This window comes from Actinokineospora sp. (assembly GCF_050699995.1).
Lineage (GTDB): Bacteria > Actinomycetota > Actinomycetes > Mycobacteriales > Pseudonocardiaceae > Actinokineospora.
The window spans coordinates 13,714-37,978 of record NZ_JBOHGC010000626.1; the positions used below are offsets into that span (position 1 = coordinate 13,714).

General features: G+C 70.4%; 25 protein-coding genes and 1 pseudogene. 15 read left to right on the top strand and 11 right to left on the bottom strand.

The window, feature by feature from the left end; genetic code table 11:
- The first annotated feature begins 80 nt into the window (after positions 1-80).
- Positions 81-1,472 (top strand): S8 family serine peptidase, encoded by a 1,392-nt coding sequence (locus ACRDSQ_RS29995; RefSeq protein WP_431425706.1) that lies wholly within the window; start codon positions 81-83, stop codon positions 1,470-1,472.
- Between the two features lie 93 nt (positions 1,473-1,565).
- On the opposite strand, the gene ACRDSQ_RS30000 is transcribed toward ACRDSQ_RS29995, so the two are convergent.
- From ACRDSQ_RS30000 to ACRDSQ_RS30015, 4 genes are read right to left on the bottom strand one after another with little or no spacing between them, the layout of a single operon-like run.
- The gene (locus ACRDSQ_RS30000) at positions 1,566-2,768 is read right to left on the bottom strand and encodes an ABC transporter permease (protein ID WP_431425708.1); all 1,203 of its coding nucleotides are present in this window, start codon (positions 2,766-2,768) and stop codon (positions 1,566-1,568) included.
- Complete coding sequence (locus tag ACRDSQ_RS30005) at positions 2,768-3,427, bottom strand: ABC transporter ATP-binding protein (RefSeq protein ID WP_431425710.1); 660 nt, start codon at positions 3,425-3,427, stop codon at positions 2,768-2,770. The genes ACRDSQ_RS30000 and ACRDSQ_RS30005 overlap by 1 nt, the downstream gene beginning before the upstream one ends.
- Positions 3,424-4,491, bottom strand: a complete 1,068-nt coding sequence (locus ACRDSQ_RS30010; RefSeq protein ID WP_431425711.1) for a peptidoglycan-binding protein — start codon at positions 4,489-4,491, stop codon at positions 3,424-3,426. Before ACRDSQ_RS30010 ends, ACRDSQ_RS30005 begins: the two co-directional genes overlap by 4 nt.
- A complete protein-coding gene (locus tag ACRDSQ_RS30015) occupies positions 4,488-5,030 on the bottom strand; it encodes a hypothetical protein (RefSeq protein WP_431425712.1) in 543 nt (180 codons plus the stop codon). Before ACRDSQ_RS30015 ends, ACRDSQ_RS30010 begins: the two co-directional genes overlap by 4 nt.
- A 112-nt stretch (positions 5,031-5,142) precedes the next feature.
- Here ACRDSQ_RS30015 and ACRDSQ_RS30020 point away from each other — a divergent pair, with 112 nt between their 5' ends.
- From ACRDSQ_RS30020 to ACRDSQ_RS30035, 4 genes are all read left to right on the top strand, one after another.
- A complete protein-coding gene (locus ACRDSQ_RS30020; protein WP_431425713.1) occupies positions 5,143-5,799 on the top strand; it encodes a response regulator transcription factor in 657 nt (218 codons plus the stop codon).
- Positions 5,800-5,813: 14 nt separating this feature from the next.
- The gene (locus ACRDSQ_RS30025) at positions 5,814-6,977 is read left to right on the top strand and encodes a sensor histidine kinase (protein WP_431425714.1); all 1,164 of its coding nucleotides are present in this window, start codon (positions 5,814-5,816) and stop codon (positions 6,975-6,977) included.
- A 401-nt stretch (positions 6,978-7,378) separates the two neighbouring features.
- Positions 7,379-8,311, top strand: a complete 933-nt coding sequence (locus ACRDSQ_RS30030; RefSeq protein ID WP_431425716.1) for a DUF2157 domain-containing protein — start codon at positions 7,379-7,381, stop codon at positions 8,309-8,311.
- Between the two features lie 135 nt (positions 8,312-8,446).
- Positions 8,447-9,229, top strand: coding sequence for a S1 family peptidase (locus ACRDSQ_RS30035; protein ID WP_431425718.1), 783 nt, complete (start codon positions 8,447-8,449; stop codon positions 9,227-9,229).
- 304 nt (positions 9,230-9,533) lie between these two features.
- On the opposite strand, the gene ACRDSQ_RS30040 is transcribed toward ACRDSQ_RS30035, so the two are convergent.
- The 5 genes and pseudogenes from ACRDSQ_RS30040 to ACRDSQ_RS30060 form a co-directional block, all read right to left on the bottom strand.
- A complete protein-coding gene (locus ACRDSQ_RS30040; RefSeq protein ID WP_431425719.1) occupies positions 9,534-9,824 on the bottom strand; it encodes a hypothetical protein in 291 nt (96 codons plus the stop codon).
- 76 nt (positions 9,825-9,900) lie between these two features.
- Complete coding sequence (locus ACRDSQ_RS30045; RefSeq protein ID WP_431425721.1) at positions 9,901-10,962, bottom strand: helix-turn-helix transcriptional regulator; 1,062 nt, start codon at positions 10,960-10,962, stop codon at positions 9,901-9,903.
- A gap of 19 nt (positions 10,963-10,981) precedes the next feature.
- A pseudogene (locus ACRDSQ_RS30050) lies at positions 10,982-11,829 on the bottom strand (SDR family NAD(P)-dependent oxidoreductase).
- The gene (locus tag ACRDSQ_RS30055; protein WP_431425722.1) at positions 11,826-12,716 is read right to left on the bottom strand and encodes an alpha/beta fold hydrolase; all 891 of its coding nucleotides are present in this window, start codon (positions 12,714-12,716) and stop codon (positions 11,826-11,828) included. The pseudogene ACRDSQ_RS30050 and the gene ACRDSQ_RS30055 overlap by 4 nt, the downstream one beginning before the upstream one ends.
- On the bottom strand, positions 12,713-14,197 hold the full coding sequence (locus ACRDSQ_RS30060; RefSeq protein ID WP_431425724.1) for a flavin-containing monooxygenase: 1,485 nt from the start codon (positions 14,195-14,197) through the stop codon (positions 12,713-12,715). Before ACRDSQ_RS30060 ends, ACRDSQ_RS30055 begins: the two co-directional genes overlap by 4 nt.
- A gap of 134 nt (positions 14,198-14,331) precedes the next feature.
- On the opposite strand from ACRDSQ_RS30060, the gene ACRDSQ_RS30065 reads away from it, so the two are divergent.
- Positions 14,332-15,519 (top strand): PucR family transcriptional regulator, encoded by a 1,188-nt coding sequence (locus tag ACRDSQ_RS30065; protein WP_431425725.1) that lies wholly within the window; start codon positions 14,332-14,334, stop codon positions 15,517-15,519.
- Here ACRDSQ_RS30065 and ACRDSQ_RS30070 read toward each other — a convergent pair.
- Positions 15,516-15,647, bottom strand: a complete 132-nt coding sequence (locus ACRDSQ_RS30070) for a hypothetical protein (RefSeq protein ID WP_431425727.1) — start codon at positions 15,645-15,647, stop codon at positions 15,516-15,518. The two genes, ACRDSQ_RS30065 and ACRDSQ_RS30070, sit on opposite strands and share 4 nt — an antisense overlap.
- A 553-nt stretch (positions 15,648-16,200) precedes the next feature.
- On the opposite strand from ACRDSQ_RS30070, the gene ACRDSQ_RS30075 reads away from it, so the two are divergent.
- The 5 genes from ACRDSQ_RS30075 to ACRDSQ_RS30095 all read left to right on the top strand — a co-directional run bounded on the left by ACRDSQ_RS30075 (position 16,201) and on the right by ACRDSQ_RS30095 (position 20,167).
- Positions 16,201-16,821: a hypothetical protein gene (locus ACRDSQ_RS30075; RefSeq protein WP_431425728.1), complete on the top strand. Its 621-nt coding sequence runs from the start codon at positions 16,201-16,203 to the stop codon at positions 16,819-16,821.
- Positions 16,822-16,953: 132 nt separating this feature from the next.
- Positions 16,954-17,172: a hypothetical protein gene (locus ACRDSQ_RS30080; RefSeq protein ID WP_431425729.1), complete on the top strand. Its 219-nt coding sequence runs from the start codon at positions 16,954-16,956 to the stop codon at positions 17,170-17,172.
- A gap of 100 nt (positions 17,173-17,272) precedes the next feature.
- Entirely contained in the window at positions 17,273-18,316 is a 1,044-nt protein-coding gene (locus ACRDSQ_RS30085; protein ID WP_431425730.1) for a pentapeptide repeat-containing protein, read from the top strand.
- Between the two features lie 80 nt (positions 18,317-18,396).
- Positions 18,397-19,560 (top strand): oxygenase MpaB family protein, encoded by a 1,164-nt coding sequence (locus ACRDSQ_RS30090; RefSeq protein WP_431425732.1) that lies wholly within the window; start codon positions 18,397-18,399, stop codon positions 19,558-19,560.
- Between the two features lie 40 nt (positions 19,561-19,600).
- The gene (locus ACRDSQ_RS30095; RefSeq protein WP_431425734.1) at positions 19,601-20,167 is read left to right on the top strand and encodes a GNAT family N-acetyltransferase; all 567 of its coding nucleotides are present in this window, start codon (positions 19,601-19,603) and stop codon (positions 20,165-20,167) included.
- On the opposite strand, the gene ACRDSQ_RS30100 is transcribed toward ACRDSQ_RS30095, so the two are convergent.
- A complete protein-coding gene (locus tag ACRDSQ_RS30100) occupies positions 20,156-20,512 on the bottom strand; it encodes a hypothetical protein (RefSeq protein WP_431425736.1) in 357 nt (118 codons plus the stop codon). The two genes, ACRDSQ_RS30095 and ACRDSQ_RS30100, sit on opposite strands and share 12 nt — an antisense overlap.
- 130 nt (positions 20,513-20,642) lie before the next feature.
- On the opposite strand from ACRDSQ_RS30100, the gene ACRDSQ_RS30105 reads away from it, so the two are divergent.
- The 4 genes from ACRDSQ_RS30105 (at position 20,643) to ACRDSQ_RS30120 (ending at position 24,117) form a co-directional block, all read left to right on the top strand.
- Positions 20,643-21,347, top strand: coding sequence for a DUF1989 domain-containing protein (locus ACRDSQ_RS30105; protein WP_431425738.1), 705 nt, complete (start codon positions 20,643-20,645; stop codon positions 21,345-21,347).
- Positions 21,344-21,949, top strand: a complete 606-nt coding sequence (locus ACRDSQ_RS30110) for an urea amidolyase associated protein UAAP2 (RefSeq protein WP_431425740.1) — start codon at positions 21,344-21,346, stop codon at positions 21,947-21,949. Before ACRDSQ_RS30105 ends, ACRDSQ_RS30110 begins: the two co-directional genes overlap by 4 nt.
- Complete coding sequence (locus ACRDSQ_RS30115; protein ID WP_431425742.1) at positions 21,949-23,805, top strand: 5-oxoprolinase/urea amidolyase family protein; 1,857 nt, start codon at positions 21,949-21,951, stop codon at positions 23,803-23,805. Before ACRDSQ_RS30110 ends, ACRDSQ_RS30115 begins: the two co-directional genes overlap by 1 nt.
- A 66-nt stretch (positions 23,806-23,871) precedes the next feature.
- On the top strand, positions 23,872-24,117 hold the full coding sequence (locus ACRDSQ_RS30120; RefSeq protein WP_431425744.1) for a hypothetical protein: 246 nt from the start codon (positions 23,872-23,874) through the stop codon (positions 24,115-24,117).
- Positions 24,118-24,265: the final 148 nt, after the last annotated feature.

Consider the following 24,265-nt stretch of genomic DNA (forward strand, 5'->3'; position numbering starts at 1 on the left):
CGTCACATACCGTGCGCAGCACGTGGGCGTGAAGGCACAAGACCGGGTTTGATCCCCGGTCGACCGGGAGGTCGTTTCCGATGAGAAAACGCTACGTGGCGGCCTTGGCCGCGCTGGGTCTGACCGTCGGTGGGCTGGTAGCCCTGCCGGCCGTCGCGGGCGGCGCGCCGACCGGCAAGCAGCAGGCGGCGGCGAACAAGCAGGTGGCGGACCAGTTCATCGTCACGTTCGCCGACACTGTCAGTGAGCGCAAGGTCAGTCACAAGGACGTTGCTCAGGAGCGCGAACTCGCGACCGGTGGCGTCGTCGTCCGGGCCAACCGCGCCCTGGACGGGGCCGGATCGCAGCGGCTGATGGGCGAGCTGCGCAGGCAGGCCGGTGTGGTCGAGGTGGAGGCCGACCTGATCGTCACCGCCCAGGCCGCGCCGAACGACGCCCTCTACGGCCGGCAGTGGGACCTGTTCGAGCCGGTCGGCGGCATGAACGTCGAAGCGGCGTGGAACACCGCCGACGGCGCGGGCGTGACGGTGGCGGTGATCGACACCGGCATCGTGTCGCATCCCGACCTCAACGGAAACGTTCTGCCCGGCTACGACTTCATCAGCTACCCGTCGGTCTCCCGCGACGGCGACGGCCGCGACCCGAACCCGAACGACGAGGGCGACTGGTACGCCGCGGGCGAGTGCGGCGGCGCCGCCAAGCCGAGCGACTCAAGCTGGCACGGCACCCACGTGGCGGGCACCATCGCCGCGCTGACCGACAACTCCGCCGGCATCGCGGGCATCGCGGGTGCGGCCAAGATCGTCCCCCTGCGCGTGCTGGGCAAGTGCGGCGGCTACACCTCGGACATCGCCGACGCCATCGCCTGGGCCGCGGGCGGCCGGGTGCCGCGCATCCCGAACAACCCGAACCCGGCCAAGGTCATCAACATGAGCCTCGGCGGTGCCAGCCCCCGCTGCAGCGGCACTTACCAGAAGGCCATCAACACCGCGGTCAAGGCAGGCACCACCGTCGTCGTCGCGGCGGGCAACGCCAACTCCGACGTCGCCGGCTTCACCCCGGCCAACTGCAACAACGTGGTCGCCGTCGCCGCGAGCGACCGCGGCGCCGAACGCGCCTTCTACTCCAACTTCGGCGCGAAGATCGACGTCACCGCCCCCGGCGGAGAGGTTCGCCTGGCGACCGACCCGCCCGGCACCCGCACCACCCCGGAGAACGGCATCCTGTCCACCCTGAACACCGGAACCACCGTCCAGGCAGCTGAGTCGTACAAGACGTATATGGGCACGAGCATGGCCGCCCCGCACGTCGCGGGCCTGGTGGCACTGATGCTCGGCGAGGTCTCGCTGACACCCGCACAGGTGGAGGCGGCACTGATCGCCAACACCCGCCCGCTTGTCGCCTGCCCCGGCCGGTGCGGCGCGGGTTTGGTCGACGCGGGCGCGACGATCGCAGCAATCACTGCACCGTAGACAAACCGTCGATAATGGGGTGCGGGAGAGCACTCTCCCGCACCCCACCCATGTGAGGCCCAACCACCCGAAGGCGCACCCCACCCCAAAGCATCACGGAGCAGCGAGAGCCTCAGTCGGCGACAACCGAGCAGCCCGAATCGCCGGATACAACCCAGCGACCCCACCAATAAGAACGGTCGCCCCGACAGCCCCCGCCGAAGCCCACCCGGGCACCACAGTCGGCCAATCCTGCGTCCCCGCGTACAACGCCGTCACCGAGATCCCCAGCAATGCCCCGCCAATCCCACCAAGTGCGGACAACAGCAGCGACTCGGCAAGGAACTGCAGCCGAATCTGCCCCCGGGTCGCCCCGATCGACCGCCGCAACCCGATCTCGCCCCGCCGCTCGATCACCGAGATGACCATCGTGTTGGCCACCCCAACCCCGCCCACCAGCAGCGCTACAGCGCCCAACCCGAGCAGCAGTCCCGTGAACGCCCGATCAGTCGCCTGGCGAGCGGCAAGCGCATCCGACGGCCGAGACACCTTCACCTCATTGGGCGCCTCCGGATTCGCCGTAGCCGCAAGCACTCCCCGCACATCATCGACCGCCGAGTCCGCCGACCGCGTGTAGACCGTCGTCGGATGCCCATCGAAGTCCAAATAGGACTCCGCCGCGGCCCAGCCGATCAGCGCGGCGGTGTCGAGTTCCGGGGCCAACGGGACCGGCGCGAGGACACCGATGACCGTGAACCACCGCCCGCCGAGCTGAACCTGGATGTCCTCCCCCGCACTCCTGATCCCGAGGCGGTCGGCGGCGGTCGACCCGAGCACCGTGGCCGGATAAGTGGCGGTCGCCTCGTTGAGCCAGGTTCCGGCCGCGAGAGCGGCGCCCACGGTCTTAGGCAGGCCCAAATGCGCGGCCCGCACCGAGATCCCGCCGGTCTGCGCCGCCGGGATGCGGTCGGAGCGGTACGCATGGGCGTCGGGGACCGTTCCGGTGGCGGCCACCTGCTGGACCGGTCCGATCCGGGCGATCATCGCGATCGACTCGGCGGGCAGGCCGGCGGTCTCGCCGAACATCGTGTTGCCGGGGGCGACGGTGAGCAGGTTGGTGCCCAGCGCCGCCAGAGTCCGGTCCAGGGCGGCCTGGCCCGACGACGAGATGCCGACCACGGCGGTCATCGCGGCGATGCCGATCGCGATGCCCAGTGCGGAAAGGAACGCCCGCAGCGGCCGCGTGCGTAGACCGACCCCGCCGACGCGCAGCACGTCGCCGGGCCGCAAACGACCGGGCGAAAGGGATGCGCTCATCAGACCACCGCCCCGTCGCGCATCGAGATCTGCCGGGGCAGTGCGGCGGCGATCTCGCGGTCGTGGGTGATGACCAGGATCGTGGTGCCGCCCGCGTGCAGTTCCCGCAGCAGTTCCATCACACCCTGCCCGGACGCGGAGTCCAGGTTGCCGGTGGGCTCGTCGGCGAGCAGCAGCGCGGGCTCCCCCGCGACCGCCCGGGCGATCGCGACCCGTTGGCGTTCGCCGCCGGAGAGTTCGTGCGGGGCGTGTTCGATCCGGTCGCCGAGACCGACGCGCACCAGCGCCTCCCGGGCCCGGCGTCGGCGCTCCTTGAGCGGGACACCGCAGTAGAGCAGCCCGTCGGCGACGTTGTCCTGCGCCGAAAGTCCCGGCGCGAGGTGGAACTGCTGGAACACGAAACCGATCCGGCGGGCCCGCAGGGCCGAAAGCTGTCGGTCCGACAACGCCGCCACGTCGTGCCCGTCGACCCGGACGGTGCCGCCCGAGGGCTGGTCGAGCGTCCCCATCAGGTGCAGCATGGTCGACTTCCCCGAACCCGACGGGCCGACGATCGCCGCCAACTCGCCGTACTCGACCGAGATGGTGACCGCGCGCAACGCCGTCACCCCACCCGGATAGGCCTTGGACACTGCGGTCAGCTCGATCACGGCGCTCACGAGGGCATCCCCACGGTCGTGCCGTCGCTGATGCCGTCGCCGGACACCTCGACGCGGCCCGCGGCGAACAGCCCGGTCTTCACCGCGACGGTCCGGGTGGTCGCGCCGTCGACGACCTGGACCCCGTAACCGCCCTCGGCCAGAGCCAGCAGCGCGGCCACCGGCACGGTCAGCACGTTCTCCCGGCGGGCGGCGGCGAACCCGACCTCCATGGCGGCCTGGTCGAGCCCGGCGAGTGTCGACTCGTCGTCGACCTTGACCGTGACCTCGATCTTCGTGCTCGCCGCACTCTGGCCCTCGGCGGGTTTGATCACGGTCTCGACCTGGGTGATCTTGCCCGGAACGGGTGCGCCCTCGGGGAGTTTCACGGTCACCGGCGCGTCCTTGACGGCGAGGCGCTGGTCGGAGGTGTCGAGTTCCACGGTGACCACCCGGCTGGTGCCGGAGTAGGTCAGCAGCGCGGCGCCCGGCTTGAGCACCTCGCCGAGCGCGGCCTTGTGCGCGTGCACCCTGATCGCGCCAGGGGCGTAGACGATCCGGCCGTGCTCGACGGTGCCGGTCGCGGTCAGGCCGAGGTTGTCCTGCCACTTCTTCACGGCGGTCACCGTCGCGGCGGAGTAGGTGTCGTCGACGGTGAAGCCGCGATAGCCGAGCGCGGCGAGGTTCTCCTCGAACTGCCGGACGTCGGCACCCTCCACCCCGGACTCCAGCGTGCGGTAGGCCGGAAGGGAGCCGTAGAGCAGCACGACCGGGGTGTTGTCCAGGTGGCACAGGGCTTGGCCGCGTTCGAGCGTGGTGGCGGTCGCGGGCAGTGCCGTGACCGTGCCGTCGAGTTTGCCCACGAGCGTCGTGGCCTCGCCGAAGCCGAGTTCGCCTGACTCGGTCTGCGCGTCGACGAGTGTCTGCCGGGCCACCTTGGCGGTTTTCGGCGGCAGGGTCGTGGCGTCCTCGGTGGCGGCGGGTGCGGTGTCGAACCCGAAGCCGGTGGCAGCCGCGGTGGCCGCCCCTACCGAGAGCACCGCCGCCGCGGCGAACACCACCCGGCCCGTGCGTTTGCGGCTCATCCCTGCTTCTCGTTCTGCGGGCCCGCGCCGTCGGGCTGGAACTGGGCGCAGGCCTGCCGGGCGGCCTTGAACTGCGGGCTCTCCGGGTCCAGCGTTGATCCCGGCTTCATCTCCACGCGGATGCCGCCGTCGGGATCGGGGTCCGGGAACTCGGGCACGCCGTTCTCCCGCATGCACTGCGACATCTTCCGCGCCCGCTCGGCCTGTTCGGGGTCGAGCTTGGGCGGTTCACCCCCGTTGGGCATGTGCTGCCTGCACTCGGCCATCCCCGCCTCGACCTTCTTCGGGTCGCTGCCCTGTGGCACCTTGATCTGGATCTTGCCGGTGCCGTCGTCGGGCATGTCCGGCATGTCCACGCCGTGCTCACGCATGCACTGGGTGAACTTGACCATGTCCCCCTCGCGCTTCGCGGGGGCGCTTGTCGTGGCGCCGCCCGCACCGCCCGCCGTGGCCACCTTGTCGCCGCCGTCGTCATTCGCGGCACACCCGCTCATGCCCAGTGCCAGCGCCGCGGCGACCAATCCTGTCCTGACCCGCATCGTTGTCGTCCCCTTTCGGTGTCGGGACCGAAGTGGACTCCCCCCGGCATTTCCCGGCCGTTGCCGAAAACGTTGACGCTGAGGAAACGTCACCATCAGCCACCATGGGCGGATGAGGATCCTGGTGGTCGAGGACGAGCCGCTGCTCGCCGACGCCGTCGCCCAGTGGCTGCGGGCCGACGCGCACGCGGTCGATGTGGTGCACGACGGTGGCGCGGCCATGGAGCGGCTCGACGTGCACGACTACGACGTGGTGGTGCTCGACCGCGACCTGCCGGTCGTGCACGGCGACGACGTGTGCCGGGCGCTGGTGGCCGGTGCGGCGACCGCAAGGGTGCTGATGCTGACGGCGGCCACCGAGATCGACGACCGCGTCGCGGGCTTGGCCCTGGGCGCCGACGACTACCTGCCCAAGCCGTTCGCCTTCCCCGAACTGGCCGCCAGGGTGGTCGCGCTGGGACGCCGGTCCCGGCCCGCCGCCCCACCGGTCCTGCGCCGCGCCGGCGTCCGCCTCGACCCGCACCGCCGCGAGGTCTACCGCGACGGGCGCTACGTTCCGTTGTCCCGCAAGGAGTTCGCGGTGCTGGCCGAGCTCCTGCTGGCCGATGGCGCGGCGGTGTCCGCCGAAGCGCTGCTGGAGAAGGCGTGGGACGAGCACACCGACCCGTTCACCAACGCGGTGCGGATGACGATCCTGAAGCTGCGGCGCAAACTCGGGGAACCGGCGCTGGTGCTGACCGAGCCCGGAGTGGGGTACCGCATCCCATGACCCGCGGTCGCCGAATGACGATCCGGATGCGGCTGACGCTGGTGTACGCGGGGCTTTTCCTGCTCGCGGGCGTGCTGCTGCTCGGGGTCACCTACGCGCTGATGTCGCAGCAGGTGCCCAGGCCGCGCAAGACCATGATCAGCGGCCCGCCGACGCCCACGGGGACCCCGCCGCCGCCGATGACCGACAACTGGCAGGTCATCACCCGGATCGAGGAGGACGCCCGTCGGGAAGCGCTCAACGCGCTGCTGACCCAGGGCGGCATCGCACTGGTCGTGGTCGGCGCCGCCGCCATCGCGTTCGGCTGGCTGCTGGCCGGGCGGATGCTGCAGCCGCTGCACCGGATGACCGAGACCGCGCGCCGCATCGCCGACTCCCCCGCCGCCGACCGCGGCCTGCGCGAACGCATCGCGCTGAGCGGCCCGAACGACGAGATCAAGGAACTGGCCGACACGTTCGACGTCATGCTCGAACACCTCGACCACGCCTTCGACGGCCAGCGCCGCTTCATCGCCAACGCCTCCCACGAACTGCGGACCCCGCTGACCCTGAACCGGGCGCTGCTCGAAGTGGCCGTGCACAAGGGCCCGGCGTCGGCCGAGGTCCGGCACCTGGCCGAGACCCTGCTGGAGATCAACGCCCGGCACGAGCGCCTGATCGACGGGCTGCTGGTCCTGGCGCGATCGGAGAGCGAGGTCCTCGAACAGTCCTATGTGGACCTGGCGGACATCGTCGAGCATGTCGCCGCCCAGATCCCGCCGGGCCCGGTCACCGTTCGGACGACTGCGGAAGAGGCCCCGACCACCGGAAACCCGGTGCTCCTGGAACGGCTGGTGCAGAACCTCGTCGAGAACGGCGTCCGCCACAACATCCCCGACGGATGGGTGGAGGTGACCAGTGGCGCCGGGGGGAACGGGTCGGTGGCGGTCAAGGTGACCAACACCGGGCCGGTAGTGCCGAAGTACGAGATCCCGACCCTGTTCGAACCCTTCCGCAGACTGGGCGCCGACCGGCTCTCGGCCCCGGGAGCGGGCTTGGGCCTGTCCATCGTCCAAGCCGTCGCCCGAGCCCACGGCGGCGACGCCCACGCCGAACCCCGACCGGGCGGCGGCCTGGTCGTCACGGTGACCCTGCCGATGGCGGAGGAATCCGTTCCCTCGGGGACACTTCTGGAATGAGCGAGGATCACGAACGGCTCCTCCTGGCACTGAGGAACCCCGTCGAACTCTGGACACGCGATCAAGTCCTCGCCCGTCCGTCAGCCGCCCCGGCCGCGTCGGGCGTCTTCGGCTGGCATTTCATAGAGCCACCGTGCCCCGAACTGGACAGCGGTCGCCTGCTCTACGTCGGCATAGCGCCGCGCCGGCTGAGCGCGCGCACCAGCCCCCAGACACTGCGCAGTCGCCTGCGCGCCCACTTCCGGGGCAGCGCTGTCGGACTGGATCGGTGAGAACGCCCACGAGAGCTGTCGGAAGAGGACTGCCGGTCGTCTGACCGGTGTGCGAATTCGTTGTCGGCCATTCATCCCTGAAACGTCCCCACATGCCTCACTCTGGTGACACGCACCAAGGAGGCACCCATGGCCACGACGCTCACCGCCGAGCAGGACGCCGCGCTGGTCAAGTTGGTCGAGGAAGGCGTGCTCACCGCCGAGCAGGGTGATGCCGTGCGGGCGGCGCTGGTCGTGGCGGAAGGCGTGCCGCGGCGGGTGGCGGAGGTGCTCGGGTATCTGGGTGGTGGGCTGGTCCTGGCGGGCGCGGCCCTGTTGATCGGGACGTCCTGGGAGGAGCTGACGCGGTCCGCGCGGATCATCGTTCTGCTGCTTTCCGCCGCGGTTCTGATGGTGGCGGGGGTGCTGATCGCGGGTGGACTGCGGGGGCTGCGCGCGGGCAAGGCGTCGGCGCGGACTCGGGTCGCTGGGGTGTTGTTCGGGCTGACCGCCATCGTGGGTGGGTTCGCCGCCGCCACGATCGCCACCAGCCATGAGGGGCTGTGGGCGACCTCGACCATGCTCGTGCTCGCCGTCTGCGGCTACCTGGCCCTGCCGTCGCTCGCGTGTCTCGCCGTCGCGGCCGTGGGCAGTGTGGCGGTCGTGTGGCAGGTGGTCGTGGAGCTGCTCGACGCCGACGCGCCCTGGTTGGCGGGGGCGCTGATCGTGGTCGGAGTGCTCTGGGGCGCGTTGACCGCGGCGGGTCTGGTTCGGCAGCGGTGGGCCGGGTACACCGCCGCCGCCTGCATCGCCCTGATCGGCGCCCAAGTGCCGTTGGGGTCCTCCGAGTGGACGGCGTGGGGGTATCTGCTGACCGCGGGAGTCGCCGTGGCCGGGTTCGTGGCCTACCGGCTGAACCGCTCGCCGGTGCTGCTGGCCGCCGGGGTCGTCGGGTTCACCCTCGCGGTCCCCGAGGCCATCTGGGACTGGACCGGCGGCTCCGTGGGCGGTGCGGCAATCGTGCTCATCGCCGGGGCCGTCCTGCTTGCCCTGGGCGGGCTGAGCCTGCGACTACGCCACTAATTGACTACTTTGCGTGGCTTCCGCGCAACAACTGGCAACTGGTGACAGTTGTGTGCAGGTATGCAAGGCCCACCGCGGTTGCATACGTTCCCTTGGTCGCCGAATCGAGGGCTTCGGCGACGGAAGGAGCACCACATGAGGGCACGTACCCTGCTCGTGGGCCTGGTCGCCGCCGCGGCGACCGCGCTCGCCGCGCCGATCGCGAGCGCCGCACCCGACGACGGTCCCGTCTCGCCGATGATCGTCGGCGGCGGCAACGCGACCCAGACCTACAGCTTCATGGCGTCGATGCAGAGCACCACCGGCTCACACGTCTGCGGCGCCTCCCTGATCAAGGCGGACTGGGCGGTCACCGCCGCGCACTGCGTCTCGGGTCGCACCCCGGGCAACACCCAACTGCGCGTGGGCACCACGGACCGCACCGGCGGCGGCACCGTGGTCGGCGTCAGCCGCATCATCATCCACCCGAACTACCGCACCACCGGGGACATCGCGCTGCTGCAGCTGAGCAGCGCGGTCTCGCAGACCCCGATCCGCATCGCGGACACCTCCGGCGCGGTGGGCGCCAGCACCCGCATCATCGGCTGGGGCCAGACCTGCCCGGTCCGCGGCGGCTGTGGCGCTCCGGTGATCCTGCAGGAGCTCAACACCTCCATCGTGGCGGACAACCAGTGCAAGGGCGGGCGCATCGACGGCCCGACCGAGATCTGCACCGACAACCCGAGCGACAACGCGGGCGCCTGCTACGGCGACTCCGGCGGCCCGCAGATCAAGGCCGTCAACGGCACGTGGGAGCTCATCGGGGCGACCAGCCGCGCCGGTGGCCGCACCAGCACCTGCGCCGTCGACCCGTCGATCTACAGCGACGTCCCCGCCTACCGGACCTGGATCACCGGGTACACGGGCGCACTCGCCTAGGCAAGTCACGCGAGACAGGCCCTCCCGGCAACGGGAGGGCCTGTTTTCGTTCGAGCGACCGCGGTTTCTGGCTACGCTGAGCGGAACCTGACCCGCGACTCCGGTGTGGCGCGCTGATGACGGCCGTCGCGATCGCGCTAGCCACTTCTACCCGAACTCCGCCGACACCACGCTGGCGAAGACGAGCAGTTCCTCTGCCCGCCGCCTGCGCGCGGCCTCGCGATCGAGGAGTGGCGCTCGACCTGGCCGCACCTCTCCTGACCGGCCACCGGCCGGGAATGCTTGTGGCGTAGACGATTCAGCGCTACTCGGGAGCCGCGACGACCTGGTCGAAGAGCTCGACCTCGTCGATGTTCCACGCCCGGCCATCGACGGGGACGTAGCGCCGCGGACCTTCAGCGGCAGCCCGAGCCGCCTGCTCTGACTCGAACACCATCACCCCCATGCCCCGCTTGGCGTCGGCGCTGCGCAGCCAGCGGCCGGTGCGGAACCCCTCCTGGCGCCGCGCCCACGGGGCGACGTCCTGCTCAAGGTGGCGGTCGACCTCGTCGAGGCGGGCGGGGTCGAGCGTCATTCGGACGACCAGGGTGCACATGACAGCTCCTTTCGTTGTGCGCCAACCGTATGGCGCCGGCCGATGGGCGGACATCCCCAGTTCTCGGGATACGCGATCAGCCCGTGCCCGCGATGCGCGAGAGCAGCACTTGGCGGCCGGGTGACCCGGTCTTCGCCAGGACCGCCTTGATGTGGTCGTTGACCGTGTGCTCGCTGATCGCCAGTCGGCGGGCCAGCGACCGTGAGTCCGCACCGGTGGACAGGCCGGTCAGCACCTCGTGCTCACGTTTGCTCAGGCCATGGGCGCACGCGAACACCTCAAGGCGTTCGGCGGGTGTGCTCGCCTCGATGCTCACGGCGATGTCCGCGGCGTCGGGACCGGTCGAGGAGACCCGGGCGGCGCGCAGGGTGAGCCAGTGGCCTGCGCGGAGATGCACCCGCGACCACGGCGGGCCGACCGGGTTCCCCTGTTCGTGGGCGATGAGCGCGGCCGCGACGTTGTACGCCGCCGCCGGGACCACGGGGATCGGCTCGTCCGGCGGGTTGAGGCGGTGGAGGGCCTCGGCGGCCGCCGAGGTCTGCAGGCGGATCCGCATCTCGGGCCCCAACACGAGAAAGGCGGGACCCTCGGGATCCACCGCGCCCGCGACGAAGGTGCGGGCCTGCGCCTCCCTCAGCCCCGTGGTGACGACGGCGCTGATCGAGCCGAGCACCGCCGTCTCGGTGGCGCTGAACGGTTTCGCGGGCGCGTAGCGGAACAGGTCCAGCCAGCCCCAGCAGCCGAACCGGTCGGCGAACACCACCGAGACCGTGTCCACCACGCCGAGGTCGCGCAGCTCCTCCCGCCACAGCGCCGACGCCGCGAGGTCGCCGCCGGTCGCCTCGTGCAGCGACGCGACAGCAGTGCCCGCGTCGGCCAGGTCGGTCCACCGGGTGATCCGAGTCAGGTAGCGCCATTTGATGAGCGCGGGCAGCCGCTCCCAGGACAGGCCGGGGATCGCGGCCAGCGGTGACGTGCCGACCCGGGTCACCGGGTCGGTCAGCAGCCACACATGCGCGTCGAAGGGCAGCGCGCGGGCCAGTTCGGCCAACACCTGCTCGCGCAACGCCTTCGCGTCCGGCGTGCCCGCGGCGATTCTCGCGAGTCGGTCCGTCAGGGAAATCGTGCGGAAGGACACCGGCCGAGGGTACGGCCCTTCAGCCGCGCTCGCCCTTCGCCAGCCGCCGCTCGAACGCCACGATGGCCTTGCCGTACGCGGTGGGCAGCAGCCGCACGAGCCGGTCCAGCACCACGGCGTCGCTGCCTACGCGGATGCGAACCCGGCCGTTCCGGACGCCGTCGAGGATGATCCCGGCGGCCTTGCTCGGGGGGATGCGGAGCAGCTTCTCGCGGTAGGTGGCCGCCCGTGCCCGGTGGGCCGCGGTGATCTCGTGCCCGGTCTCCTCGGCCAGGGTGAGCGCGTTGTCGGAGATGCTCGTGGCGACCCCGCCCGGGTGCACCACGGTCACTCGGACGGGCTTGGCCTCGAGCAGCATTTCCGCGCGCAGCGCCTCGGTGAAGCCGCGGACGGCGAACTTCGAGGCGCAGTAGTGCGACATGCCGGGCTGGGCCACGTACCCGTTGAGGCTGGAGATGGTGACGACATGGCCGTCCCCGGACCGGATCAGGTGCGGCAGCAGCGCCTGGGTGCCGTGGATGACCCCGTTCAGGTTGACCGCAGCACCCGTTCGTAGTCGGCCCAGTCGCTCTCCAGGACCGTCTGGTTGAACGCGATCCCGGCATTGTTGTAAACCTGGTGCACGACACCGAATTGGTCGGCGACCTCGTCGGCGTAGGCGAAGACCGCGGCGCGGTCCCCCACGTCGACCACGGCCGTGTGCGTTTCGCCCGCGCAGAGGGCCGCGGTCTCCTTGAGGCCCGCCGCGTCGACGTCGCAGCCGGACACCCGGGCGCCGCGCAGGCTCAGTTCGACGGCCAGGGCGCGGCCGATGCCCGATCCGGCGCCGGTGACCACGGCGACTTTCCCCTGGAACGACCCGCTCATGGGCGGACTCCTTGCGCGCAGTGCTCGGCGACCAAGTCGACGAGCCGTGGGACGAGTCCGGGGGCGAGGTGGTGGCCCATGCCCGCGATGGCGACGTGGCGGGCGCCGGGGATGGCGTCCGCGGTCGCCCGGCCGCCGCTCGGGTGCACGATCAGATCGCGGTCCCCGTGCACCACCAAGGTCGCCGTGGTGATCCGACGCAGTTCGTCGGTGCGGTCGCCGGAGGCGTGGATGGCCTGGATCTGCCGGGCGGTCCCCGCCGCGGAACTCCGGCCGCCCGCGCGCTCCCAGACCCGGCGCGCGTAGGCCGACTCGACCGTCTCGTCCAGCGGGTAGTCCCGGCCGGCGAGATGGGCGGTGATGTCGAGGTGGGCGCGGACCGCCTCGTCCTGGGTCCGGGCGGGCCGCCGGGCCAGCCGCAGGATCGTCGACCGGGCGGGTTGGCCCACCCGGCGCTCTCCGGTGGTGGAGAAGACCGAGGTCAGCGTGCGGACCCGCGCGGGGTAGCAGGCCGCGAGGGTCTGGGCGATCATGCCGCCCATCGACATCCCGACCAGGTGGGCGCCGCCGATGCCGAGGTGGTCGAGCAGTCCCAGGGCGTCGTCGGCCATGTCCCGCAGCGTGTAGGCGTCGTGCCGTGGCCGCGCCAGCAGCTTGCGCGCCGTGTTGGGCGGCGGCGTGCCGATGCGGCTTGACCGGCCCGCGTCGCGGTTGTCGTGGTGCACCACGAGGAAACCCCGCGAGGCCAGACCGTCGAGGAACTCCTCGGGCCAGACGGTGAGGTCTTGGCCCAGGCCGGCGATCAGGAGCAGCGGGTCGGCGCCGCGGTCGCCGCGGGTGCGGTAGCAGAGCCGGACGCCGCCCGTCTGGGCGAACTCGTCGCTCACGCGGACACCGCCCGCGCGGACACTCGGCTGGAGAAGCGCAGGTGCTCGTCGACGACGTCGCCGTGGCGCATCTGCTTGCGGTCGTCGTTGTAGTCCATCGCCATCAGCCAGGGAGCCGCCGGACCCTGCTTGGGGAGGCGGGCCAGTGCGCGCTGCACGTAGCCCGCGCCGAAGTCGAGCAGCGGCCGGGTGGGCAGGTCGGGGTCGGCGACCGCCCACACCGCGTCCTGGCCGGTGTGATCGAGGTGGTGCAGCAACCGGCAGAAGTACTCGCAGAGCAGGCCGATCTTGAGTGTCCACGACGAGTTCGTGTAGCCGATGGCGATGGCGAAGTTCGGCACCCCGCTGAGCATCATGCCGCGGTAGACGACGGTGTCCGGGTACGACACCGGGCGGTCGTCGACGGTGAGTTCGATGCCGCCGAAAAGCTGGATGTTCAGCCCGGTGGCGGTGACGATGATGTCCGCCTCGACCTCCTCGCCGTTCTCCAGCAGGATCCCGGTCTCGGTGAAGGTCTCGATGCGGCCGGTGATCACCGACGCGTCTCCCTTGCGGATCGCGCGGAACAGGTCGCCGTCGGGGACGGCGCACAGGCGCTGGTCCCACGGGTCGTACGGCGGGTTGAAGTGCTCGTCGACCGGGAAGCCCTCGGGCAGGAGCTTGGCGTTGAGCGCCCGGATGATCTTGCGGGCGGCGCTCGGGAAGCGTTGACAGAAGCGCCAGATCGCCCGCGCCTGGACGATGTTCTTGCGCCGGGTCAGCGCGTACCCGCGTTCTGGGCCGAACACCCTGGTGAGCAGGGCCGCGACCTTGTCCTCCTTGGGCACCGGCACGATGTAGCTCGGCGTGCGCTGCAGCATGGTCACGTGCCCCGCCGTGGCCGCCATGGCGGGCACCAGGGTCACCGCGGTGGCGCCGCTGCCGATGACCACCACCCGCTTGCCCGCGTAGTCGAGGTCCTCGGGCCAGTGCTGCGGGTGCACGATCCGGCCGGCGAAGCGGTCCCGTCCCTCGAAGTGCGGGGTGAAGCCCTCGTCGTAGTTGTAGTAGCCGCCCGCGGCGAAGAGCCAGCCCGCTGTGAGCCGCGACCGCTCGCCGGTGTCGGTGCGTTCGACGTCGACGAGCCAGCGCGCGTCCTCGGTGGACCAGGCGGCGGCGAGAACCTTGTGGTGGTAGCGGATCTTGCTGTCCAGGTCGTTCTCGGCGACGGTCTCACGCAGGTAGGCGAGGATGCGGTCGGCCGAGGCGATCGACTCCTTGTCCCGCCACGGCTTGAACTCGTAGCCGAAGGTGTGCAGGTCGGAGTCCGAGCGGATGCCCGGGTACCGGAACAGGTCCCAGGTGCCGCCGGACGCGCCGCGGGCCTCCAGGATCACGACGCTCTTCGAGGGGTGCTCGGTGCGCAGGTAGCGACCGGCGCCGATGCCGGAGATGCCCGCGCCGACGATGAGAACGTCGACATGCTCGAGTGCGGTGGTCATGAACGGCTCCCTTGTGCGGCTGGCTCAAGAATCCCGTCCCATCACGCCGTTCGACCAGAACGATCTGCCCCAGGTTCGTCCGTTCGTGGTGCAATATGCCCATGAGTGAACCGTGGCCGACACCGTCGCCCCGAGTGGCTGACCTGCTTCGACAGGGCGCGCAGATCGCGCTGAACCCGCGGGCGGAATGGATCGAGGACCTGCACGCGGCCGCGCTGAGCGGGTCGCGGATGCGGGCGATCGCCGAGGATCCGGTCCTGCGCGAAGGGGTCCGGCGGACGAACCTCGCCAATCTCCTGCACTGGGCGTCGGCCAATGCCCAGCACCCCGGTCGCCGCGTGCGGCCCCACATCGGGCCGGAGGCGCTGGAGAACTCGCGCGACCTGGTGCGGCGCGGCTTGGACGCGGGCGCCCTCGACTCCTACCGGACCGCCCAGAACGCGGCGTGGCGGCGGTGGATGGAGATCTGTTTCGAGCTCACCGGCGACCCCGACGAACTCCACGAACTGCTCGACGTGTCATCGCACTCGATCTCGGCGTTCCTCGACGACACCGTCGCCGCGATCTCCGAGCAGATGGACGCGGAACGCCATGAACTCGTCCGCGGCACCCACGCCGAGCGCCGCGCCGCCGTGGCGCTGCTGCTCGAAGGCGCGCCGATCACCCGCGCCCGAGCCGAGGCGCAACTGGGGTATCCGCTCACCGGGAGCCACACTGCCGCGGTCGTGTGGACCAGCGAACACGCGAGCATGGACCAACTCGAGAGCGTCGCGGAGCACCTCGTCCGGGCGAGCGACGCGCGGCGCAGGCTCACCGTGGTGGCAGGTGCGGGCACACTCTGGGTGTGGCTGCCGGTGGCCCGGGCACCGCGGTCCGCGGCGTATCTCGCCGAATATCCCGAGATCAGGGTCGCCGTCGGCAGGCCCGGCCGTGACATCGACGGCTTCCGCGGCAGCCACCTCGACGCGCTCACCGCCCAGCGCATGCTCGCCCGACTGACCTCACCGCAGCAGTACGCGCGGTACGAGGACGTCCAGATGGTGGCCCTGCTGACCACCGACCCCGCGCAGGCCGACGAGTTCGTCACCGACACCCTCGGCGACCTGGAGCACGCGGACCGGGAGATCCTCGACGTCGTCCGGGCGTACGTGCGCGAGCAGTGCAACACGTCCCGTACGGCCGAACGCCTCTACAGCCACCGCAACACCGTCATCCGCAGGCTGGCCCGGGCCGACGAACTGCTGCCGCGGCCGCTCGCGGAGAACCTCGTGGCCGTCGCCGCGGCATTGGATCTCCTGAAATGGCGGCAGGCCAAGAGTTAAGTGACCGCGCGGCCGGCGACGAACAGGACGCACGCGACCTCAAGCAGGATCAGGCTCGGCGCGGGCTCGCTGTCGATCTCGACGCGCCACCGGTCGAACAACGCGAGAACGTCATCATCGCTGATCACCGGCGCCTCCTCTGTGGAAGCTACGTCGACATTGATCAGTGCCTTGTTACCGGTTTCGCCGATGTCCGAAGTGGACAGCCCAAGCCGTCCCACTTGGACCGAACGCACCGCCCTACCGACGTCGCCTCGGTGTCGACCACGGGCTGCTCGGGCGTGCAGCGTCACCTCGTGCTCGTCCCCTGTCCTGGCGTTTTTGACCAACCCCTCAAGCCCGCCGCATCCAACGCCCACCCGTTCTAGCAGATATCTTGATAGTTGCTATTCAATAGCCAATCTTCGGTAACCAACGACGTCGATGATCAAGCCGCTACGCTGCACCGGTGCGCAAGCAGCCCGCGTTGACCTTTGAAGGCGCCCTGCGAATCCTGGGCAGACACAACCCCGCCGCCGCTGTTTGACACTCGATGAGGCGCGACACCAGTCGGAACTGGCGCGGCAACCGCTGCTGCTGATGATGCTGGCCCTCTACGCCGCCGACCCGGAGTCCCCGAAACTCGACGAGGGCTGACCCAAGCCGCCCTCTACGAGCGGATCATCGACAACTTCGCCCGCCGTGAAGTCACGAAACACCCCACCAGGCCCAAGGACTTTCGCCGACCGGGTCGAGGAACAGATCACTCGGCTGTCGATCACGGCGCTCGGCATGTTCAACCGGGGCACGCAAACCCTGCGGGAGAAGGAACTCCAACTGGATCTGGAGGCGATCGGCGGGGCGGTAGAGGGTGGGGACGACGACAAGCGCCTGCTCGGCGAGCTCTTCTTCGTCCACGCGGCCGAAGCCACGATGCTGTCCGGCAGCGCCCGCAAAGACGTCGAACGGTCCTACGAGTTCCTGCACGCCACCATGGGTGAGTTCCTGATCGCCCACTACATCATGAACACGCTGCGCGACATCGCGGACGCGGCGTACGGCGGCAAGCGTGGGCACCGCAAACCCAAGGACGACCCGCTTTACGCCGTGCTCTCACACCAGGCCATCGCCGCGCGGGAATCCATCTCGGCCTTCACCGTCGACCTGTACTTCGACATCGATCCCGACGAGCAGGACGCAGTCCGTAAGACGCTGACGACGCTCATCGATTCCTACCAGCGAAGACTGCCGTCGACGGACTACCTCACCTACCGGCCGCGACCGGTCGCGGCCGAGGCCGACTTCCCGCAACCAGGTCCGTGAATTCGCGGCGTACTCCGCGAACCTCACCTGCCTCGCGGTGGGATTTGGGCTCGACCAGGTCTGCGGCAACCTGTTCGCCTGCGAGAGGCGGAAGCCCTCCGGGCTTGGCGCTCCACCGTCGCACTCGGGCCTGTGCCTCTTGACGAAGGCATGCTGCTCTCGCTGGCGTACTTCCATCCGACGGTGCTCGCGAAGCATCCCGAGTTGCAGACAGGGTTCGAGCGCATTCGCCACCGGCATGGCCTGATGGCGTACGACAAATCAGGCATTCAGGACCGTGAAAAGAATCTTCGGGTTGCGATCTTCTTGATGATGGGTGGAAGGCACTTCGACATGAATCGGTTCAACTGAAAGCGATCCGGTCTCAGTCCGACTCGCGTCCAACACGACTGATGAAGTGGTCCTCCTGCCGAGGAGTAGCACTCCGACCGCTCCGCACGACAAGGGACACATGGAAGAGGATCAGGCCCCGGCCACCCCTGTGTCGTCCCGCCGGTGGGTCGTCGCCGTTCTGATGGTCGCGGGGCTCGGCGCGCTTGGCTGGGCACTCGCCCGAAATGACTTGCTGCCGTCCTTGGCGTGGCTCACCCACTGGTGGCCTGCGGCCGTGAGCCTCCTGCTGCTCGTCGGGGCGGCCGCGGTGTGGCGCCGGGGACGCGCGCCGGGCAACCCATCCGGCAGTCGCCGCGACTGGACTCAGACGATCACCGCCGTCACCGCGCTGGGTGCGCTGCTGTTCACCGCGCTGTCGCTTCAGGCGACCCGTGAGCAGATCGAGGTTTCCGAACAAGGCCAGATCACCGAGCGCTATTCCAAAGCCGTCGAGTTGCTCGGCACACCCGGCGCGGAGAACTTCCAGATCCGCCTGGGTGGCGCCCTGGAGCGACTCGCGGCGGACTCGCCGCGCGATCAGCAGACCGTGGTCGAGGTGCTCAGCGCCTTCATCCGCGCCACCAGCCCACGGACCGACCCGGCCAAGGCCTGCCCGGCCACACCCCCCGACGTCGAGGCCGCGTTCGTCGTCATCACCCGCCGAACCGTGGCGAACGATCCCAGGCGTCCCGTGGCCGGTCTCAACATTCCGAGTTCGATCGACCTGCGGCACACCTGCCTCGCGGAGATGCGCGCGTTCAACGCCGACCTGTCATCGACATCGCTGGTCGGCGCGGACCTGAGCCATTCCGAGCTGAGCCGGGCGCACGGTGGGCTCATCTCGTTCGTCGACGCGAAACTCACCGGCACGAACCTGAGCTACGCCGACCTTTCGAACTTCGTGTTCCTGACGAGGACGGACCTGTCCGGCGCGCGGCTCGACCATGCGGAAATCGGCCCTACCAGCCTGACCGAGGTCAACCTGACCAACGCCGACCTGCGTGGCGCCGATCTGCGCTACACGAAGTTCACCAACGTGATCCTCACCGGCGCCCAACACGACAAGGGCACCAACACCGAGGGCGCGGAGCACGACGCCCGCACCGTCGGCGCGTGGTGGTGACACCCGAACGGGCGTTCCCGCCACCGCAGCCTTGCCCCGGTGCCCCCGTGGGACCAAGATCGTGCCCGATACAGGTGATCATGAGCCTGCTCGGACCCTTGAGGAGTGCCGTGCCCTACACCGCCGAGCAACTCGACGCGCTGCGCTTCGAAGGGGATCCGCTCGCCGACGCGGTGATCGCCGACCTGGTCGCGACCGGGCAGGTCGACGAGGTCAACGCGGTGCTGGCCGAGTTCCGCGGCAACGACACCCCGATCCCGGAGAACCTTCCCGCGTCGGTGCGCTCCTATCTCGTCGCGACCGACGACCCGCCCGCGTGGGCCGACCTCGACCGGGTCGCCCGGGCGTATCAGTTCTTCGCCGACGACGGTGTGCACGTCGCGTCGGTGCTGTCGTTCGGGGCGATGGTCAACTGCTACGCGCAGCCACGGCCGTCACGAGTGCTCGACCTGACCCACCGGCTCAACCAGCCGCACCGCAGGCTGTCGGAGACGTCGCAGTTCGTGGTGAACATGATGGCGCCCAATCCTTTCGGCGCGGGCGGGGCGTTCGTCCCGACCATCCAGAAGACCCGGCTGATCCACGCCGCGGTCCGCCATTTCGTGGCTCAGTCGCCGGAATGGGACGCCGAACAAGACGGGGTCCCGGTCTGCCAGCAGGACCTCCTGGGCGCGCTGCTGATCTTCTCCGTGCAGGTGCTCGATGGCATGCGCCGCATCGGGATCTCCGTGACAGAGCAGCAAGCGGCCGACTACTACTACGTCTGGCGGGTGACCGGCGCCCTGCTCGGCATCAAGACCGACGCGATGCCGGAGACCCTCGCCGAGGCCGAGCACCTCAACGCCACGCTCGTCCGGGCGAGCTATGCCCCCTCCCCCGAGGGGATCAAGCTGACCAAGGGCCTGCTTGACCTCTACCGAGACTTGTTCCCCGGCAAGGCTTTCGACGCCGCCGTCCCCGCGATGGTCCGCCAGGTGGTCGACCCGGACGTCGCCGACTGGCTCCAGGTGCCGAAGTCCCGCGGCTGGACGCGCGCAGTCGGTGCGGCAAGCCGGGTCATGCGCTGGCTGGAGCGCCGCGAAGACGACAACCGTGTGGCTCGCGCGGTCCTGGACAAGGCGGGCACACTCCTGCTCACCGGCAGCGTTCGCACCCTGACCAACGGCCAGTCCACGACGCTGTCGATCCCAGAAGACCTGCGCGGGCACTGGAACGTGCCGACTTGCCCGGTCGAGCGCCGATAATCCGCTTTGCGGAAAGCCTGGCACCACCGAGGATCGACCGATGGACGAGATGCTTCCGCAGTGGCCGTCGACGCCCGTACGACACGGGCCGGTTCTGCTGCGGGCATTCGCCGAACGCGACGTGCGTCTCGCGTTCGAGTTCGGCGAGGATCCGTACATCCCGCTGATCGGCAGCCTGCAGGCGAAACCGTCCGACCAAGAGGCGATGGAGTGGATTCACCGCCAGCAGGGCAGGCTCGCCGAGGGCATGGGGTTGTCGTTCGCCATCGCGGACGCGCGAACCGACGAGGCGGTCGGCGCCATCGGCCTGTGGCTGCAGAACCTGGCCGCGGGCCGGGCGAGGGCCGGGTACTCCGTCGCCGCCGCGCACCGGGGGCGCGGTTTCGCGAGTAGCGCACTGACGGCGTTGACCGCGTTCGCGTGGACGATCCCCGCGCTGCACCGGATCGAGCTCCACATCGAGCCGTGGAACGTGGGCTCGATCCGGGTCGCGGAGAACGCGGGCTATCAGCGGGAAGGGTTGCTGCGCAGCCACCAGGAGATCGGCGGCGCCCGGCGGGACATGCTGCTCCACGCGGCGATCCGCGCGGAGCCGTCAACCGGCTAGGCGGGCCACGGCCGCCGCGCGCGACGCCAACGCGTCGAGCACGTCGACCCGCGCGTCCGGCACCCGGATGTCCAGCGTCAGCGCACCCTGCGCCGCCACCAGCGCGAAGATGAAGAACGAGCAGCACGCCGTCTCGCGCATCACCAAGTCGGCCGCCCGCGCGGCCGCCTCCGGCGTGGGGTCGAGGTCGATCCACAGCCCAGTCGGTGAGTATCGGCCCAGTCCGCTCAGCGACGTGGCGAACAGGTCGTCGAACTCCGCCTCCCGCAACGGCTGTTCCGGCGCGGGCAGGGTGCAGTCCCGCGGCGCCCAGGCGGCCTCCGGGTCGAGCGCTTCGATACTCATGACCTCACGGTAAACCCGCACCCGCATAACAGATGCGAGACGGAAGTAGGGAATTTTCAGAGACCGGGCGGATTGTCTTAAGATCAACCGCGACCGTCGGCGGTGACGAGGCGCCCCATAGGGTTCGGACATGCCATCTAGCTACCACCATGAAATCCCCGGCGGCGCCGCGTGGTCCGCGCCGGTGCGCGCGGGCAGGCTGGTCACGCTGACCGCCCTCGGCGCCGACCCGAACGCCGCGCTGCTGTTGTTCGCCGCGGATCGGCTGGACCGGCTGAACCTCCCCGACACGCTGAAATCGCAGATGTCGGCATGTGTGAAACCGCCGATGGTCCTGATGTCCGACCGCGGACTCGCGCTCGCCTCGGTGGTCGCCTCGACCCTCGACTGGCACGACTGCCTGACCGGCTTCGGCCACGACCGGCACCTGGCGCGGTTCGGCCCCAGTTCCTATGCCGAGCACCGCAACGAGTGGCGCCGGTCCGCGCGGACCGGGCTCGTCTCAGAACTGGCCAAGCATGGACTGGGCCCGGCCGATCTGCACGGCTGCGTGAACTTCTTCAGCAAGGTGGCGATCGCCGACGATGAGCGAGCGTCCTTGTCGCTGGTCACCGGGCACGCGGCCGCAGGCGACACGGTCACCTTGCGCACCGATCAGGACGTGTTGATGGTCCTGTCGACGGCGCCACATCCGTTGTCCTCGGCCGATTACGCCCCCACCGGCGTGCGGGTGGAGGTCTCCCCCGCTCCTGCTGTGGGCGCCGACGACGCGAGTGCCCTGTTCCGCGCGGAGTCCGCTCGCGCGCTCGAGATGGCCAGGAGGGCCCACGCATGAGCGCGGCACTGGATCTGGTCGTCCCGCCCGGTGACGGCGCGTTGATCACCGTCCCCGATGGCGGCCGCCTGCGGATCGTGGACCTGCACGGCAACCAGGCCGTCGACACGCTGCTCTACGACGCGGCCGACATCGACAACCGCTATTCGGCGTTCGACACCGTGCGCGAGCAGGGCGCGGTGTACCTCACGACCGGGTCGCGGCTGCTGTCGACCGCCCTCGACGAGCTGGCGGTGATCACCGACGACACCTGCGGCAGGCACGACACCGTCGGCGGCGCGTGCTCGCAGGAGTCCAACGTCGTCCGCTACGGCGAGCACACCCGCCACCAGCACGCCTGCAGGCAGACCTTCCTGCGCTACGGCGCCAAGAAGGGCATCGGGCAGCGCCACCTCGGCCACAACATCAACTTCTTCATGAACGTGCCAGTCGACGCCGCGGGCAATCTCCGGTTCGACGACGGCCTGTCGGCGCCGGGCAAGTACGTCGAACTCACCGCGAGTCGGGACATCCTGGTGCTGGTCAGCAACTGCCCGCAGCTCAACAACCCGTGCAACGGCCGGAATCCGACGCCGGTCCAGCTGATCGGCTGGTGGGCGTGATGTCGGTGCTCGACGTCCTCGACCCGGGGACGCAGACCACCGTGCAGGATCTGGCGGGCCGCACCGGGCTGTGGGATGTCGGTGTGCCGCCGTCCGGGGCGTTCGACGACCTGACGTTCGGTCTCGTCAGCGCCGCGGTCGGCAACCCGGATCACTTGGCGGGCCTGGAGTGCGTGGTGCGCGGGCCCGTGCTGCGGGTCGACGAGCCGCGCCTGGTGTGCGTCGGCGGCGCGGCGACCCAGGCCACGGTCGACGGGCGGCCGCTGCGCCCTGGGACGGTGGTCCGGCTGCCCGCCGGGGCGACGCTGGACGTGGGACCGCTGGTCGGCCCGGGCATGCGCGGGTACGTCGCGATCGAGGGCGGGCTGGACGTGCCGCGGGTGCTGGGCAGCCGGTCGACGTTCGTGCTCGGCGCGTTCGGCGGGGTCGACGGGCGAGCCCTGCTGGCTGGGGACGCGGTTGCGTTGGGCCGCCGGGAGAACCTCATCGCCCCAGTCCCGATCACGCTGCCCGAACTGACGGACACGTGGACGCTGCGGGTCATCGCCGGCCCGCACGGCGCGCCGGAGTACCTCACCGCCGAGGGGGTCGACGAGTTCTTCGCCGCCACCTGGACCGTGGACCACCGCGCCGACCGCACCGGCATCCGGCTCACCGGGCCGACCCCGCGCTGGGCCCGCGCGGACGGCGGCGAAGCCGGGCTGCACCCGTCGAACCTGCACGACTCGGCGTACCCGGTCGGCGGGATCATGCTCGCGGGCGACACCCCGGTGATCGTCGGCGTCGACGGCCCGTCGCTCGGCGGGTTCGTCGTCGCGGCGGTGGTGGTCGAGTCGGACCGGTGGAAACTCGGCCAGCTGCGTCCCGGCGACACGGTCCGGCTCGCGCCGGTCGGCCCCGACTCCGCCCGGCCCGAGCCGCTGCACGGCGGCGACGCCACGCAGACCGGGCCCGCGTTCACCATCAGGCGCTCGGGTGACCGGCATGTGCTGGTCGAAGCCGGTCACGCCGAGCTCGACCTGACCGTGCGGATGTGGGTCCACCTGCTCGCCGAGGCGCTGCGCGCGGACCGGCCCGACGGGGTCACCGAGATCGTCGAAGGGGTCCGTTCGCTGCTGGTGGCGGTCGACTCCGCACGCGACCTCGCTCCCCTGGCCAAGCACCTCGGCGCGCTCGCCGACGATCTCGCCGACCCGTCGACCGCCGTCGTCCCCGCGCGAGAAGTCGTCCTGCCGATCGCGTTCGACCACCCCGAGGCGCACGAGGCCATGCGCCGCTACGCCGCGTCCGTGCGGCCCGACGCGCCCTGGTGCCCCGACAACGTGGAGTTCATCCGACGGGTGAACGCGCTGCCCCGCCGCGACGACGTGTTCGACATCGTGGCCGCGGCCACCTACCTCGTCGTGGGCCTCGGCGACGTCTATCTGGGCGCCCCGGTGGCGGTGCCGCTGGACCCCAGGCACCGGCTGGTCACCACGAAGTACAACCCGGCGCGCACCTGGACCCCGCAGAACGCCGTCGGCATCGGCGGCATCTACCTGTGCGTCTACGGCATGGAAGGCCCCGGCGGCTACCAGCTGGTCGGGCGCACGGTGCCCGTGTGGCGGCTGGGCGACGAGCGGCCGTGGCTGCTGCGGCACTTCGACCGGCTCCGGTTCCGGCCGGTGACCGCGGCGGATCTGGCCGACCACCGCGCCGACATCGCCGCGGGCCGCGCGGACCTCGACGTCCGCCCCACGACGTTCTCGGTCGCCGAGGTCCGCCGGGTCGAACACGAGGCCGCCGACGAGATCAGGACCGTCCGGGCGCTCCGGCGGGCGGCGTTCGACGAGGAGCGCACGCGCTGGAATTCCTGACTCCAGCAAGGAGTTCACGTCAGCGAAACCATCGGGAGAGCAGGCCGGTCCTACAGTTTTCCCATCGTGGACGACATCGATCCCTTCATCGGAACCGCCCCGACCGCGCTGCCCCCCGCGCAGGGTCTGGCGGCCACCTGGTGGTGGCCGAAAGCGCAGATCGGCAACACCCACCCCGGGGCGGTCTCGCCGCTGGGCATGGTGTCCGCCTGCGCCTACTCGGGCGCCTACCCCACGGGCTACGGGCTCTACACGAAGAACACCGAAGACCTGCCGGAGCAGATGTTCGACCACCCGCAGGCCTCCGGGTAGTCTTGGTGAGTCACCTCCGCCGCCAACTCATCGCGCCTGCGGTCGGACTCACACGCCCGCTTGATCGCACGATCCAGCCCGATCGCACCAAGCAACATCACCGCCAACCAGACCGCAGCCCACCACTGCATGACACTCACGCCGACAC

Bases quoted from the DNA above. Each gene is read 5' to 3' on its own strand.
- ACRDSQ_RS29995 (WP_431425706.1), top strand. From the start codon at position 81: ATGAGAAAACGCTACGTGGCGGCCTTGGCCGCGCTGGGTCTGACCGTC.
- ACRDSQ_RS30000 (WP_431425708.1), bottom strand. From the start codon at position 2,768: ATGAGCGCATCCCTTTCGCCCGGTCGTTTGCGGCCCGGCGACGTGCTG.
- ACRDSQ_RS30010 (WP_431425711.1), bottom strand. From the start codon at position 4,491: ATGAGCCGCAAACGCACGGGCCGGGTGGTGTTCGCCGCGGCGGCGGTG.
- ACRDSQ_RS30015 (WP_431425712.1), bottom strand. From the start codon at position 5,030: ATGCGGGTCAGGACAGGATTGGTCGCCGCGGCGCTGGCACTGGGCATG.
- ACRDSQ_RS30020 (WP_431425713.1), top strand. From the start codon at position 5,143: ATGAGGATCCTGGTGGTCGAGGACGAGCCGCTGCTCGCCGACGCCGTC.
- ACRDSQ_RS30025 (WP_431425714.1), top strand. From the start codon at position 5,814: ATGACGATCCGGATGCGGCTGACGCTGGTGTACGCGGGGCTTTTCCTG.
- ACRDSQ_RS30030 (WP_431425716.1), top strand. From the start codon at position 7,379: ATGGCCACGACGCTCACCGCCGAGCAGGACGCCGCGCTGGTCAAGTTG.
- ACRDSQ_RS30035 (WP_431425718.1), top strand. From the start codon at position 8,447: ATGAGGGCACGTACCCTGCTCGTGGGCCTGGTCGCCGCCGCGGCGACC.
- ACRDSQ_RS30040 (WP_431425719.1), bottom strand. From the start codon at position 9,824: ATGTGCACCCTGGTCGTCCGAATGACGCTCGACCCCGCCCGCCTCGAC.
- ACRDSQ_RS30060 (WP_431425724.1), bottom strand. From the start codon at position 14,197: ATGACCACCGCACTCGAGCATGTCGACGTTCTCATCGTCGGCGCGGGC.
- ACRDSQ_RS30085 (WP_431425730.1), top strand. From the start codon at position 17,273: ATGGAAGAGGATCAGGCCCCGGCCACCCCTGTGTCGTCCCGCCGGTGG.
- ACRDSQ_RS30090 (WP_431425732.1), top strand. From the start codon at position 18,397: ATGAGCCTGCTCGGACCCTTGAGGAGTGCCGTGCCCTACACCGCCGAG.
- ACRDSQ_RS30095 (WP_431425734.1), top strand. From the start codon at position 19,601: ATGGACGAGATGCTTCCGCAGTGGCCGTCGACGCCCGTACGACACGGG.
- ACRDSQ_RS30100 (WP_431425736.1), bottom strand. From the start codon at position 20,512: ATGAGTATCGAAGCGCTCGACCCGGAGGCCGCCTGGGCGCCGCGGGAC.
- ACRDSQ_RS30105 (WP_431425738.1), top strand. From the start codon at position 20,643: ATGCCATCTAGCTACCACCATGAAATCCCCGGCGGCGCCGCGTGGTCC.
- ACRDSQ_RS30110 (WP_431425740.1), top strand. From the start codon at position 21,344: ATGAGCGCGGCACTGGATCTGGTCGTCCCGCCCGGTGACGGCGCGTTG.
- ACRDSQ_RS30115 (WP_431425742.1), top strand. From the start codon at position 21,949: ATGTCGGTGCTCGACGTCCTCGACCCGGGGACGCAGACCACCGTGCAG.